At 59.2% G+C, this 13,286-nt stretch carries 12 protein-coding genes; 6 read left to right on the top strand and 6 right to left on the bottom strand.

The genetic code is table 11. The features are described from left to right. Positions 1-6 precede the first annotated feature (6 nt). The 3 genes from tgt (at position 7) to GGD46_RS23035 (ending at position 2,982) form a co-directional block, all read left to right on the top strand. On the top strand, positions 7-1,137 hold the full coding sequence (gene tgt / locus GGD46_RS23045) for a tRNA guanosine(34) transglycosylase Tgt (protein ID WP_184708334.1): 1,131 nt from the start codon (positions 7-9) through the stop codon (positions 1,135-1,137). 253 nt (positions 1,138-1,390) lie between these two features. Then, positions 1,391-1,816, top strand: a complete 426-nt coding sequence (locus GGD46_RS23040) for a VOC family protein (protein ID WP_184708332.1) — start codon at positions 1,391-1,393, stop codon at positions 1,814-1,816. A 254-nt stretch (positions 1,817-2,070) separates the two neighbouring features. Beyond that, positions 2,071-2,982: a cell wall hydrolase gene (locus GGD46_RS23035; RefSeq protein ID WP_184708330.1), complete on the top strand. Its 912-nt coding sequence runs from the start codon at positions 2,071-2,073 to the stop codon at positions 2,980-2,982. A gap of 67 nt (positions 2,983-3,049) precedes the next feature. Here GGD46_RS23035 and GGD46_RS23030 read toward each other — a convergent pair whose 3' ends face one another. The 6 genes from GGD46_RS23030 to GGD46_RS23005 all read right to left on the bottom strand — a co-directional run bounded on the left by GGD46_RS23030 (position 3,050) and on the right by GGD46_RS23005 (position 10,407). Beyond that, positions 3,050-3,469 carry a DUF4864 domain-containing protein gene (locus GGD46_RS23030; protein WP_184708328.1) on the bottom strand — a complete coding sequence of 140 codons (420 nt, stop codon included), beginning with the start codon at positions 3,467-3,469 and terminating at the stop codon, positions 3,050-3,052. A gap of 59 nt (positions 3,470-3,528) precedes the next feature. After that, positions 3,529-4,794, bottom strand: a complete 1,266-nt coding sequence (fabF, locus tag GGD46_RS23025; protein ID WP_184708326.1) for a beta-ketoacyl-ACP synthase II — start codon at positions 4,792-4,794, stop codon at positions 3,529-3,531. Positions 4,795-4,811: 17 nt separating this feature from the next. Beyond that, the gene (locus GGD46_RS23020) at positions 4,812-5,318 is read right to left on the bottom strand and encodes a helix-turn-helix domain-containing protein (protein ID WP_184708575.1); all 507 of its coding nucleotides are present in this window, start codon (positions 5,316-5,318) and stop codon (positions 4,812-4,814) included. A 139-nt stretch (positions 5,319-5,457) separates the two neighbouring features. Next, positions 5,458-7,359: an ABC transporter ATP-binding protein gene (locus GGD46_RS23015; RefSeq protein WP_184708324.1), complete on the bottom strand. Its 1,902-nt coding sequence runs from the start codon at positions 7,357-7,359 to the stop codon at positions 5,458-5,460. A gap of 2 nt (positions 7,360-7,361) precedes the next feature. After that, positions 7,362-9,143, bottom strand: coding sequence for an ABC transporter ATP-binding protein (locus tag GGD46_RS23010; RefSeq protein ID WP_246806455.1), 1,782 nt, complete (start codon positions 9,141-9,143; stop codon positions 7,362-7,364). Positions 9,144-9,513: 370 nt separating this feature from the next. Further along, positions 9,514-10,407, bottom strand: coding sequence for a LysR family transcriptional regulator (locus tag GGD46_RS23005; protein WP_184708320.1), 894 nt, complete (start codon positions 10,405-10,407; stop codon positions 9,514-9,516). A gap of 103 nt (positions 10,408-10,510) precedes the next feature. Between GGD46_RS23005 and GGD46_RS23000 the strand changes: the two genes are divergently transcribed. The 3 genes from GGD46_RS23000 (at position 10,511) to GGD46_RS22990 (ending at position 13,123) form a co-directional block, all read left to right on the top strand. Then, a complete protein-coding gene (locus GGD46_RS23000) occupies positions 10,511-10,735 on the top strand; it encodes a DUF1127 domain-containing protein (RefSeq protein WP_184708318.1) in 225 nt (74 codons plus the stop codon). Positions 10,736-10,986: 251 nt separating this feature from the next. Continuing rightward, positions 10,987-11,841 (top strand): D-alanyl-D-alanine carboxypeptidase family protein, encoded by an 855-nt coding sequence (locus GGD46_RS22995; protein WP_184708316.1) that lies wholly within the window; start codon positions 10,987-10,989, stop codon positions 11,839-11,841. A gap of 178 nt (positions 11,842-12,019) precedes the next feature. Next, on the top strand, positions 12,020-13,123 hold the full coding sequence (locus GGD46_RS22990; protein ID WP_184708314.1) for an agmatine/peptidylarginine deiminase: 1,104 nt from the start codon (positions 12,020-12,022) through the stop codon (positions 13,121-13,123). Positions 13,124-13,286: the final 163 nt, after the last annotated feature.

The raw sequence follows: 13,286 nt of genomic DNA, 5'->3' as shown, positions 1-13,286 counted from the left end.
AACGAAATGACCGAGAGCTTTCAATTTCAATTGAAGAAGACCGATGGCGGCGCGCGCCTCGGCGAAGTTTCCATGCCGCGCGGGACGATCCGCACGCCGGCATTCATGCCTGTTGGTACCGTCGGCACCGTCAAGGCCATGTATCTCGACCAGGTACGCGAGACGGGTGCCGATATCATCCTCGGCAATACCTACCACCTGATGCTGCGCCCGACGGCCGAGCGTGTCGCGCGCCTCGGCGGCCTGCACCAGCTGATCCGCTGGCCGCATCCGATACTCACCGATTCCGGCGGCTTCCAGGTGATGTCGCTCTCGGGTCTGCGCAAGCTCGATGAGCAGGGTGTCACCTTCAAGTCGCATGTCGACGGCAGCCTGCATCACATGTCGCCGGAGCGGTCCATCGAGATTCAGGGGCTGCTCGATTCCGACATCCAGATGCAGCTGGACGAGTGTGTTGCTCTGCCGGCGACGCCGAAGGAAATCGAGCGTGCCATGGAAATGTCTCTGCGCTGGGCGGAGCGCTGCAAAGTGGCCTTTGGCAATCAGCCCGGTAAGGCGATGTTCGGCATCGTGCAGGGCGGCGACGTCCCGGAGCTTCGTGTTCGTTCCGCACAGGCGCTGAGCGGCATGGATCTGAAGGGCTATGCGGTCGGCGGCCTTGCTGTTGGTGAGCCGCAGGAAGTCATGCTGCGTATGCTCGATATCACGCTTCCCGAATTGCCGACGCAAAAGCCGCGCTATCTCATGGGCGTCGGCACCCCGGACGACATCCTGAAGTCCGTCGCCCGCGGCATCGACATGTTTGACTGCGTGATGCCGACCCGTTCGGGCCGTCACGGACTGGCATTTACCCGCCGCGGCAAGGTCAATATCCGCAACGCGCGCCACGCAGAGGACATGCGGCCGCTGGATGAACAGTCCAATTGCCCGGCCTCGCGCGATTATTCCCGAGCTTATCTGCATCATCTTGTCCGCGCCAACGAGGCGCTCGGCGGCATGCTGCTCTCCTGGCACAATCTCGCCTATTATCAGGAACTGATGCAGGGTATCCGCAAGGCGATCGCCGAAGGCCGTTTTGCCGATTTCATGGCCGAGACGCAGGAAAACTGGGCGAGGGGCGACCTCGAGCCGGTTTGATCTCGTTCTAGAAGCCAGGATGGGAGCGACGCTGGATAGTCTTGCTCCCATCAAGATTTCGCGCTAATCGAATTTCGTCGAAAAAGGCAGGGTCGGTCTCGGTAGGCCCGACCCCTTCCATCCGGAAGCTCTGCTCCTCGCCGTAAGCGTGAGAGCCCGCGACGCGGAACTTGGCTATTGTGGCCGAGTGCCCCGCGTTGGCGTTGGCCTTTTTGACCGTCACGCTTTCGCGGGGAAACCTCTTGGAGCTGTGATGCGATTGAATCACCTGGATCTTCACGTTCCCGATGTCGCTGCGACACGGGATTTTTTCGTTTCGGTCTTCGGCCTGACCGAGGTTAAGACGCATGGCGCAAACGGCTTGGCGATTCTGCGCGATGATGCCGGGCTCGAACTGGTCATCAGTCGAGCCGTCGAAAAATTTGGCGGCGCCGATAGCGTGTCGGTCGGCCGCAACACCTATCATATCGGTTTCATGCAGCCGTCTCGCGAAGCGGTCGACATTCTGTTCGAACGCGTAAAATCGGCAGGCTGCGATGTTCCGAATCCGCCTGCCGCGATACGAGGCGGTTGGTCGTTCTATTGCTTCGCGCCGGGGCGAATCCTCGTCGAGGTAGGCTGGAAGATGGAGCTTGCATATGTGGTAAATCTTTTATTATCGATTGATTGTTATTCCTAACGAACATCGTTCGAGCTGCTTGGAGCAGGCTTGCTCCCCAGGCAAGATTTGGCTCCAAGCATGTCTCGAAATGAGCTTTGCGACAATGAAGCATTGGGAAAAATAGCGAATCGGAATAAACGGTCCATCCGCCTTTGAAAAAAGTCATTGGCAGATTTGATTGCGTAGTCGCTTGGAATTTGAAAAAAATCCGGCTAAAACGCATTCTCTTAATCGATAAGGGCTGTACTACCGTAAATAGGAGGCACTTGCCGTTGAGGGCGCAACGCAAATTCGGGGCATGTCTTTCGGGGCTACTGGTTGTCGGTTTGGCGGCTACGAGCTGCACGACGACCCAGAAGACAACACCCACCCCTCGCAATACCACGAAGGCCATTCGTGGCGCGAAGGTGACATATAATTATACCGCCAAGGACAAGGACTGCCTCGAACGTGCGATGTATTTTGAATCGCAGCGCTCGGACCCTGGTGGGTACATGGCTGTCGGGACCGTCGTGATGAACAGGTTGACGTCCGGGGCCTATCCTCCGACGATCTGCGGTGTCGTCTCCCAGGAAAAACAGTTCGCGCCGGGAGTGATGACCAGAGAGGTCAAGGATCAGGCAAAGCAGGATCTCGATGTGGCCGCGTCCGCACTTCTGCGTGGCGCGCGGCATCCGCAGGTGAAGGAAGCAATGTTCTTCCACACCCAGGGTCTGCGCTTCCCCTACGATAACATGCATTATGTTGCGATCGCCGGCGGAAATGCCTTCTACGAGAAGCGCGGTCGCGACGGCGAATTGCAGACGCCGGCTCCGCTGCCCTCCTACGAGGTGGCGATGAACTACGTGTCGAACCAGGGTGGCTCGCAGTCTCCGTTCGTTTTGCCGGATACCCAGCCGGTGCAGCAGCAGGCCCAGACCGTTGCGGCATTTACGCCGGTCTCGGACCCGACGGTCAGCATATCGGCTGCCCCGGTAGCAATTCCGTCCGCCGTTCCCATCCCGACGCCGGCTCCGAGTTCCATGTCGATTTCCGGTCCGATCATGGATGCGAATGCCTTCGTTGCTCCGGCAGCGGCCGTAACACCGGCACCTATGCCGGCCTCAACGGTCGTCGTTCCGCAGCCGCGCCCCGAACTCCAGGGCACCAATTTTTCGACGACGTCGCCTAGAATTCGCGGTTGACGTGGCCAAGGAGCAAGCGCGTATCGTCCTCAGCGACGGACGCGCCGCTTCCTCACTTGATAGATGCCTAGATCCCTTCGCTCGTCGTATTGCGAAGAATTTGGACGCCATTGATCTTGTAGCTGCCATCCGGTTGACGGGTTATCTGGTAGATCGCTGTCCAATCTTTCCCATCCGTGCCCGTAATCATCAGTTCCTGATAGACGACCGCGCCATTATCGATCGCGCGGCTCTTGCCGAAAGCGTAATTGCCGGGATGATAGACCGGCTGGTATGTCTTCTTCACCATCGCAAAGAAGCTGTCCTTGTCCGGGAAGAGCGCCTTTATGCCGGGGGCGGCGAAGGAATAGGCCGCCGCCGCGTCATTATGCAGGAAAGCGCCAATCTGCGCCTGAATCAGAGCTTGAGCCGTCTGCACGGGGTCTTCGGCTCGGGCCGTTGAGGCGAAGACAAAGCAGAGCAAGGCGGCGACGGGAAATGCACGCATGGGCGATCTCCATCTGACATGGGGTCAGAATAGCGCGCTTCCCGTCTTTGAGATAGCGGTTACTGCCAGCGGCGGAAGAGGGCGCTGGCGTTGACGCCGCCGAAGCCGAAGCCGTTGGAGATCGCATAGTCCATCGCCATCGGCCGCGCGGCTGCGCCGACAATATCGATACCTTCGGCGGCTGCATCCGGATCCTGCAGATTGCGCGTCGGCGGGGCGATCTGATCGCGAAGCGCCATGATGGTGAAGATGGCCTCCAAGCCGCCTGCGGCACCCAGGAGGTGGCCGGTGGCGGCCTTTGTGCCGCTGACCGCGATCGCGCCGTTACGGCCAAAGACGGTCTTGATCGCCTCCATCTCCCCGCGGTCGCCGACCTGTGTCGATGTGGCATGCGCATTCAGATGCTTGACCTCGGCAGGAGATATTCTTGCCTGGGAAAGGGCCGACAGCATCGCGCGCCGCGCGCCATCGCCATCTTCGGGACCAGCGGTCATGTGGTATGCGTCGGCGGCCGTGCCGTAGCCTACAAGCTCTGCCAGCGGCGTCGCTCCGCGGGCAAGCGCATGTTCCAACGTCTCGATGACGAGCATGCCCGCGCCTTCGCCCATGACGAAGCCATCGCGCGCGCTGTCGAACGGGCGTGAGGCTTCCTCTGGCCGGTTGCTGAAGCCAGTCGACAGCGCGCGTGCAGCCGCAAAACTTCCTAAGCTTACCTTATCGATGCAGGCTTCAGCGCCGCCGCAGATGGCAATATCGGCCTCGCCGGCCCGGATCAGCCGTGCTGCATCGCCGATTGCCTGCACGCTTGCGGCGCAAGCCGTAACCGGCGCGCCGAGCGGCCCCTTGAAGCCGTAGCGGATGCTCACCTGACCGGCGGCCAGATTGACGAGGAAAGACGGAACGGTGAAGGGGGACAGTCGTTTGACGCCGCGCGTCTCAGTCGTACGCACTGCCTCGGCAATAGCGGGAAAGCCGCCGACGCCCGATGCGATCACCGTTGCGGTTCGCTCCAGTTCATCAACACCGGTCGGCTGCCACTCGGCCTGAAGGATTGCCTCCTGGGCCGCCGCCATGGCGAAGAGGATGAACCGATCCATCTTCTTCTGGTCCTTGACGGATACGTAGCGGTCGACATCAAAGCCGGCTTCGGCGTCCTCAGCGATATCGGGGACGATGCCGCCAACCTTGGCGGCGAGATCACCGACCATTTCCTCCGGCAACAGCCTCAGGCCCGAGCGCCCTTCGATCAGCCGCTTCCAGCCCGCATTGACACCTACGCCTAGAGGTGAAACCAGTCCCATGCCGGTGACGACGATACGATCCATGTCTTGCTCCTATTAAGTCAGGCGTCGAAGCCCATAAACCAAGCTTTCATCTCGGCGATGCGCTCGTGAACGGCATCGTCTGCAGCCGGCCCCGGCACCAGAATGGTGTCTTCGGGATGAAAAGCGCGGCCGGTTACCCTGTCGATCAAAAGCGGATCCCGGTCTTCTCCGGTGTTCGCGTCGGCCAGTCGCATGGCGACCTCCTCAGCTGGGAGATGCTGATTGCCCCATGTGAAAAGCGCCATCAGAACGGGGAAGAAGTCGCGACCTTTGCCGGTCAGCACATATTCGTAGCGTGGCGGCCGCTCATTGTAGAGACGTCGCTCGAACAGGCCTTCCTCGGTTAGGTGCTTCAGCCGCCGGGTGAGGATGTTCGGCGCGACACCGAGATTTCTCTGAAATTCGTCGAACCTGCTCAGCCCCTGAAATGCATCGCGCAGGATCAGAATGCTCCACCAATCGCCGACGCTTTCGAGCGCACGGGCGGCAGGGCATTTGAAATTGCTAAAGCTGGTTCGTTGCATGGAGACGCAGATAGCATGAGTAACTATCATAATGCAAGTTACTGTGTCGGAGGCGAGGTAGATCGACTACGACGACAAAAAGCTCGCCTTTCGATAGAAAGGCGAGCGCGAAAACATATCGGTTTGTCTTGCGATCGGCCTAGGTCCGCGACTCTGCCGGGACCGAAACAGTCACCTCTTCCTCCGGAATATCGTCGAAGGATGCGTAGTTGAGGTTATAGAGTTTCGAATAGAGCTTGCCGTTCGCCATGAGCTGATGGTGGTTGCCGCTTTCGAGCAACTGGCCGTTTTGCAGCACGATGATGCGGTCCGCTTCGCGAATGGTAGCCAGTCGGTGTGCGATGACGAGACCTGTCCGGCCTTCCAGCAGCTTTACCAGCGCCTTCTGGATCAACATCTCGGTATAGCTGTCGATATTCGCCGTCGCTTCGTCAAGCACTAGGATCTTGGCATCCGCAACGAGTGCGCGCGCGAAACTGACAAGCTGGCGCTGGCCGAGCGAAAGTCCGCCGCCACGCTCGCCGAGAATGGTGTCGTAGCCATCGGGCAGCTTCATGATGAACTCATGCGCCCCGACTGCCTTTGCCGCCTCGATGATTTCTTCGCGGGTCGCCTCATCCTTGTTGTAACGAATGTTTTCCAGCACCGAACCGGTGAAGAGGAAGGGTTCCTGCAGCACCATGGCGATCTGTCGGCCGAGCGAAACCTGGGTGAGGGATCGGACATCGTGCCCGCCGACCAGCACCTGGCCCTGCTGCACGTCATAGAAGCGATGGATCAGCGCCATGGAGCTGGATTTACCTGAACCCGTCGGGCCGATCAACGCCACGGTTTCCCCGGGATTGACCTTGAAGCTGACATTCTTCAGCACCGGATGCTGGGGATTGTAGCCGAAGACGACATCGCGGAACTCGACGGAGCCGTCCATGTCGCGCGAAAGCTCCGTGGCGTCGGGCGCATCCTTGATGTCGATCGGAACGTCCAGAACCTCCGTAAGCCGCTGGCCGGAAGCCATGGCGCGCTGCATGACCGAATACTGCATGGTGAGCGAGCGGATCGGATCGAAGAAGCGCTGGATGTAGAACAGGAAGGCGACCATGATGCCGACATCGAGCTTGTGGTTCAGCACCATCGAGCCGCCGACGATGATGACGATCGCCATTGCCATGCCGGTCAGCGTATCGACGATCGGCACCATGATCTGGGCATAGCGCGCAGCCGTCAGGTGCGACTTCAAGTTGGCGTGAGCCTTGTCGTCGAAGAGAGCGAAGTTGACGCCTTGCCGATGCATGCCCTGCACGGCGCGCACGCCATGGATGGCTTCCGCCAGTGCGCCATTGGTGATGGAGTTGGTTTCGTGGGCGTTCATGAAGGCGACGCGCGCCTTCGGCAGCCAGAACAGCCGGACGATGAACAGGATCGGCATGACGGAAAGTGTCAGCAGTCCCAACCGGAAATCGAGTGACAGCATGACGACGACGATGCCGAAAAGCAGTGCGATGTCGCCGACGGAAAGCACAGAAGTTTCAAGGAATTCCTGCATGGAGTTAACGTCGCCCTGTAGGCGCGACATCAACCGTCCGACTTCGGTCTTGTCCATGAAAGAGAGCGATACCCGCTGCAGATGCGCAAACATCGCCCGGCGTATGTCGAACAGTACTTCTTCGGCCACCTGGCCGACATAGGTTTCCTGCACGTAGCTCGCGCCGTAATTGACCAGGATTGCCGCAGCGAAGATCGTCAGCGACAGCCAGAGCGCCGAGTAGTCGATGGCGCCTGGCGCCATCGCATTGTCGATCGCGTGGCGAATGACGAGCGGGATGACGATCTGCGACGCAGTGAACAGCAGGACGGCGATCACCGAAATATAGATCTGGCGACGATAGGGGCTGACGAAGGCCCAGATGCGCCCAATGATCTTGCTGTCGAAGACCTTGCCGAAGATTTCCTCTTCGACGCGGTGCGAACCGACCACGGCGCGGGGAGGGCGACGTCCATCTTCGCGCACGTCGTTGCGCTCGGTTTCCGTAATTTCTGACATCGTCAGACCTCCCTTTTCGCTCTTTCGAGCGTGCCGGCTGATGTCTTGACGACGTCATCCTCCGGGCGAACCTGCAGATCGTAAAGCGCCTTGTAACGCCCTCCGGCAGCTAGAAGCTGCTCATGAGTGCCGCGCTCGACGATCTCGCCATTCTCGATGAACAGGATCTGGTCGGCGTGCATCAGCGAACTTAGCCTATGCGCCACGATGAGCGTCACCCGGTCGCGGGCAAAGCGTTTCATGGCGCTGCGGATGCGTTGTTCCGTCGCCGCGTCGATGGCGGCGGTGGAATCGTCGAACACCATGACGGCCGGTTTCAGCATTAGTGTCCGCGCGATCGTCAGGCGCTGGCGCTGGCCACCCGAGAGCGACACGCCGCGCTCACCGACAACAGTCGTATAGCCGGCCGGCAGGCCGAGAATATAGTTGTGCAGCTGCGCCGATTCAGCTGCGCGCTCGATGCGGGTTTCTTTCGCCCAAGGGTCGCCATAGGCGATGTTGTTTTCGATGCTCGTCGTGAACAGGAAGGAATCCTGTTGCACGACGGCAACGTTCTGCCGCAGCGATTGCAGCGTCGCCTTGCGGATATCCTGGCCATCGATCGTGACGCGGCCGCCCGTGACGTCGTAGAATCGTGGGATCAGGTGGGCGATGGTCGACTTACCGCTCCCCGGCGGTCCAACGATGCCGATCGTCTCGCCACGTCTGGCCTCGAACGAGATATTGGTCAGTACCGGTCGCTTTTCCGGGCCGGGATAGCTGAAGTCGACATTCTCGAAACGCAGCTTCCCTTCAGTCACGACAAGCGGTTTGGCATCCGGAGCATCCTTGATAGGGATATCGAGATCGAGCAATGCGAACAGGCGTGAGCCGCAGGTCGAGGCACGCGCGAAAGCATTGACCATCAGCCCGAGTTGACGCACCGGCATCTGCAGAATGGTCATGAAGGTCAGAAAGGAGGCGAGGGTGCCGACGCTGATTTCGCCTGAAATCACCTTAAGTCCACCGATCCAGAGCACGAGCCCCATGGCGATGAAGAACGAAAGATTCATCGCGCTGGTGTTGATGACGCGGATGCCGACTCGCTGGTGAGCGAGATGCAAGGCGTTCTGTGATGCCCTGTCGAATTTCATGATCTCATGCATCTGCGCAGCAAAGGCTCGAACGACACGGATACCGCCGAGATTTTCCTCCATCACGCGCGTCAGCACTGAAAGGCGTTCCTGCAGGTCGAGCCAGGTCGCCCGAAGCCGCAACTGCGTTACGGAGGACCGCCATGCGACAAAGGGCACGAAGCTCAAGGCGAGCAGGCCAAGCACGACATCCGTCGACAAAAGCATATAGGCGCCGACGCCGATCAGCATGGTGAGCAGCAGCATGCGCACCAGCGCGGTCGAGAAATACATGCGCACGCCTTCAAGATCGAGCAGGCCGACGGTGATGAGATCGCCGGAATGCACCTTGTCGTGGAAGCTGAAAGAGAGTTGTTGGATCTTCTCGTAGCAGGCGAGTCTGAGCTCATAGCCCATGTGATGGCCGACGGACTCGCTATAGTAGTTCTGCACCATCGTGAACAGGCCGCGCAGAATGCTGATGACCAGCAGCAGCAGGGCTGTTGTCATCAACGCACCATCGGCGATCTGGCCGGCAGCACCACCGGCGACGGCTGTCTGCGTCTGATCGACCGCGCGGCCAAGCAGGCGCGGTATCATCAGCTGCAACGTTGCAGCTACAAAAGTGGCCCCGATGGCCAAGCTGGTCTGCCAAGGATGACGCAGCGTCATATGGGTGATCCGCACGATCGTCGAGAGACCTTTCCCCCAACCGGCCGCATTGACATGCGCGCGCGAAGTCAATGACTTCGCCGCGTTTCTTGATGAATCGCTGCTCACGCTCTTATCCAGGTAATTTCAAACGAGGCGGGCCCGTGGACGGGTTCGTATCTCAGGGGAAACATTGATACGATGAATTTTGCCGATTCCGTGGCGACGTTCAAGAGTCAATCGGTCACAAGTCCCACGCGAATGTTAGATTGCGTGTTCGGGAGTTGCCGATGAGACGCGGTCATGGAATCCGGTGCGCTCTCCCTCGGGTATGCTACCGCTAGCAACGTGGATTTCGCGTATGGGACGGCGGTTCGCGAGACGACCCCAGCTAGGACTCCAAAGTGCGACTGCTGTGGAATTCGCGAAGACATTTCATGATTTCGCGAAGGCCTTTCGTCAGGTGCTTGTCGCGGCGAAGTGCCATGCCGAGCTGGCGCACAAGCCGGGGCCGGATAGGGGATGTCGCCAGATCATCCTGGTTTCCGTTCTTCAGCGCCATGGCCGGCAGCAACGACCAACCCAGGCCGGCAGCAACAAGCTCCTTAATGGCCTCCACGCTCCCGAATTCCATTGATGGATCGGGCCCAACTCCTGCGGCGACGAACCACTCATTGGTCATGTGGCGCGTGTTGCCGCCTTCGTAGAGCATCAGCGTCTTGTCCCTCATGAACTCGGCATCCGGGCCGTCCGGTGGGATCGTGCTGCCCTTTGGCGCGACAGCGAGAATCTCATCGTCGTAAAACGGTTCGATTTCCAGCGAGCGGCCGGAAGCGGGCAGGGTGATCACGGCCAGATCCAACCTGTTCGCTTCGATGTCGCGTAGTATGTCATCGGTATTTCCGAGGCGCACGATGATCTCAAGCTCCGGCATGCGCTTCTTGGCTGCGGCAATCGCTCGAGGCAGCAGGTGGATGGACGCGGTGCCGCCCGTACCGATCCGCACCCGTCCGGCCGATCCCTCGCGATAGGGCGTCATCGCCTCTTCCGCCATTGCGCAGTCGTCAAATATCCGGCGAGCATGCGGGAGGAGTTCGATCCCCGCCGGCGATGGCTGCGCCCGACGACCCACGCGCTCGATCAGTCGAACACCGAGGCGCTTTTCCAGAAGTTTCACCTGCAAGCTTATGGCCGGCTGCGTGAGCCCAATCCTGTCGGCTGCCGCGGTGAAACTGCCGAGATCGACGACGCCGACGAAGGCGGCAAGTTGATCCAGGTTCAGCATCAAAAGAATTCCTTATGGATTGCATTAGGAGCATAAGCTTCATTCGCGGTAAGCGCCAGTGCATCTTTGGCCCGTCCGATGCGGCAGGTATGGGAGCATGTAGATGGCGATCGATGCGGAAAAATTGGTGGTGGCAATATCAGGCGTTGCCGGGAGCAAGCGCAAACCCGGGGTCTTGTGGCGCGCAGTCGCCGCTGCTTGGTCTTACTTTGAAAAACGGGACAGCCGGCGCGATCTGGGCGAACTGACTGACGACCAGCTTGAGGATATCGGCGTGACGCGAAGCGAAGCGCGCTCGGAAATCGGCAAGTCATGGTACTGGACCTGAGGGTCAAATACCTCTGCATGATTGTATCTTCGAGCAACAATTCTGGTGCTTTTCGCGCGAGGGGCGAGATCGCGACGAGCGCATCTTGAAAAGAGCAGGGGGTTATTTCCATCTGCCCGTTTTTTGATAGCGCCGTTCTTCATTCCGCCATAGATTTGACTAATCCATCACCCTCGAAAGCGCGCGGCTACGTTGCTCTGTTCGGCGATCGAAGCTGCCCAACACGCCAATCAAAGAGACTTTAGAAATTCATGCTCAAGACAACCTCATTGCTTCTCGCTACGGCCATGTCGACCTTATCGTTTCTCGGGATCGTTTCGGCGGCGGCAGCAGGGCAGGCGAGCTATGTCGTGGACGTGCATAGCGGCCAGGTGCTCGAGGCGACGAACCAGGATGAGCTGAATTTTCCGGCTTCGCTGACCAAGATGATGACGCTCTATCTCGCCTTCGAAGCCTTGCACCAAGGGCGGCTGAAGTGGGATCAGAAATTGACCATGTCGGAGAATGCCGAGAGCAAGGAGCCCTTCAAGTTTGCTGTCGGTGCCGGCCGCAAGGTAACGGTGCGCGAGGCCGTCGAAGGCATCATCGTTCTCTCGGCGAATGACGCGGCGGTAGCGATCGGAGAGCAGCTTGCCGGTTCCGAAGATAGCTTTGGCAAGATGATGACGGAAAAGGCCCATCGCATCGGTATGAGCAAGACCGTCTTCAAGAATCCATCGGGCCTGCCGGATCCTGAGCAAGTGACGACGGCCCACGACATGGCGACGCTCGGCGTTGCGCTGATGCGGGACTTTCCGGAAGAGTTCAAGCTCTTCTCGATGCGTGGCATGAAATTTCGCGGCATGAAACTGCGCGGCCACAACAATCTGATGTATCGCTATGCCGGCGCAAACGGCATCAAGACCGGGTATACGGATGCCTCCGGCTACAACCTCGTGACATCGGCGACAAAGAACGGCCGCAGCGTCGTCGGTGTGGTCATGGGCGAGAAGACGGCCGAGATTCGCGACGACAAGATGGCCGATCTCCTGGACACCTATCTCAAGCCGGCAGCAACGACGGCGACGGTGACAACCGGCGCGCCGAAGCAAACCTCAGCCAACTGAGCTTTCCACCTGATACGAAAGCACTGGTCTCGCTTCTAGCGTTCGACCTCGGTGACATGAGATCGCCGGGGAGTGCTGAGGCGAGGGTGGTGTGATGCCCGCGGCGGAAAGCCGGCCCATGTTGCCTAAACCGCCGCGAAGTCGCATACTCCCACTCAACCTAACAGGGAATGGCGCCATGATTATGCCTCGCCGCACGTTGCTACGAGCCGCCGCCTTGGCCGGAGGGCTCTCCGTGTTTTCCCGCATTGCAGGTGCGAAGTCGGCTGCCAACAGCAGCGGTTTCTGGTATCCGGAGGAAACCGATCCGCATGAACGCACTTTCATGCAATGGCCGAACAATTCAAAGGTCTATGAGGATCCCGATTTCCTGTACGATCTTCAGGGCACGATCGCCAAGATTGCCAACGCGATCGTCGATTTCGAACCGGTCGTCATGATGGCTGCAGCAGAGCATCACACGGCCATCAGAAAGCGCATCTCCGCCAAGGTCGAACTCTGGGACATTCCGACCGACGACCTGTGGTGCAGGGATTCCGGACCTTCCTTTGTCGTTGACGGGAAGGGTGGTCTTGCGCTTACCCAGTTCAATTTCAACGGCTGGGGCAACAAGCAGGTGCACGATAATGACGGGCGGATCGCCGCGCGCGTGGCCGAGCGCCTGGGTATCCCGGTTTTCGATTCAGGGCTGGTGGGAGAGGCAGGAGGCGTGGAGACCGACGGCCATGGCACGTTGATCGCGCATGAAAGCACCTTCATCAATCCGAACCGCAATCATGGATCCAAGGCCGAAATCGAAGCGATGCTGTTGGAAACCATGGGAGCCAAGAAGGTCGTCTGGGCGCCCGGCATCAAGGGCGCGGACATCACGGATTATCACATCGATGCTTTGGCGCGATTTGTAAAACCGGGCGTCGTTCTGATCCAGATGGGAGATAAGATTGACAAGAGTGACCCATGGTCTGCCTCAGCCTTCGAGACACATGACATCCTGGCCAAAGCGACCGATGCAGAAGGTCGTAAGCTCGACTTGGTCGTACTGCCTGAGCCTTCCAACATTCGCGTCGATGCAGACGATTTCGTCTCGTCCTATGTGAATTACTATGTTTGCAACGGCGCCGTGATCGCCGCCCAGTTCGGCGACCGAAAAGCTGATGAAAAGGCCAAGACGACTCTCACAGAGCTTTATCCCGGGCGTAAGATTGTCATGCTCGATATCGACAATGTCGGCCAGGTCGGCGGCGGCATCCATTGCGCAACGCATGAGCAGCCGAAAGTCTGATAAGGGCTTAATCGCCGATCCGCTCATGCTGCATCAGCAAGGGCCGCTTCCGAGCGATCAAGAGCTGGCGCACTTGGAAATAGAATGTACCCTGCTACATGAGATGTGGCGGAGGAGTTGGAATGTCTTCTGTCTGGCAAAGTAGAAATGTCCGCTTGGCCGC

It is taken from the genome of Martinezella lusitana (genome assembly GCF_014207095.1).
Taxonomy (GTDB): domain Bacteria; phylum Pseudomonadota; class Alphaproteobacteria; order Rhizobiales; family Rhizobiaceae; genus Rhizobium; species Rhizobium lusitanum_B.
The sequence above is the reverse complement of the archived record's forward strand: the minus strand, read 5'-3'. Positions and strand labels throughout refer to the sequence as shown.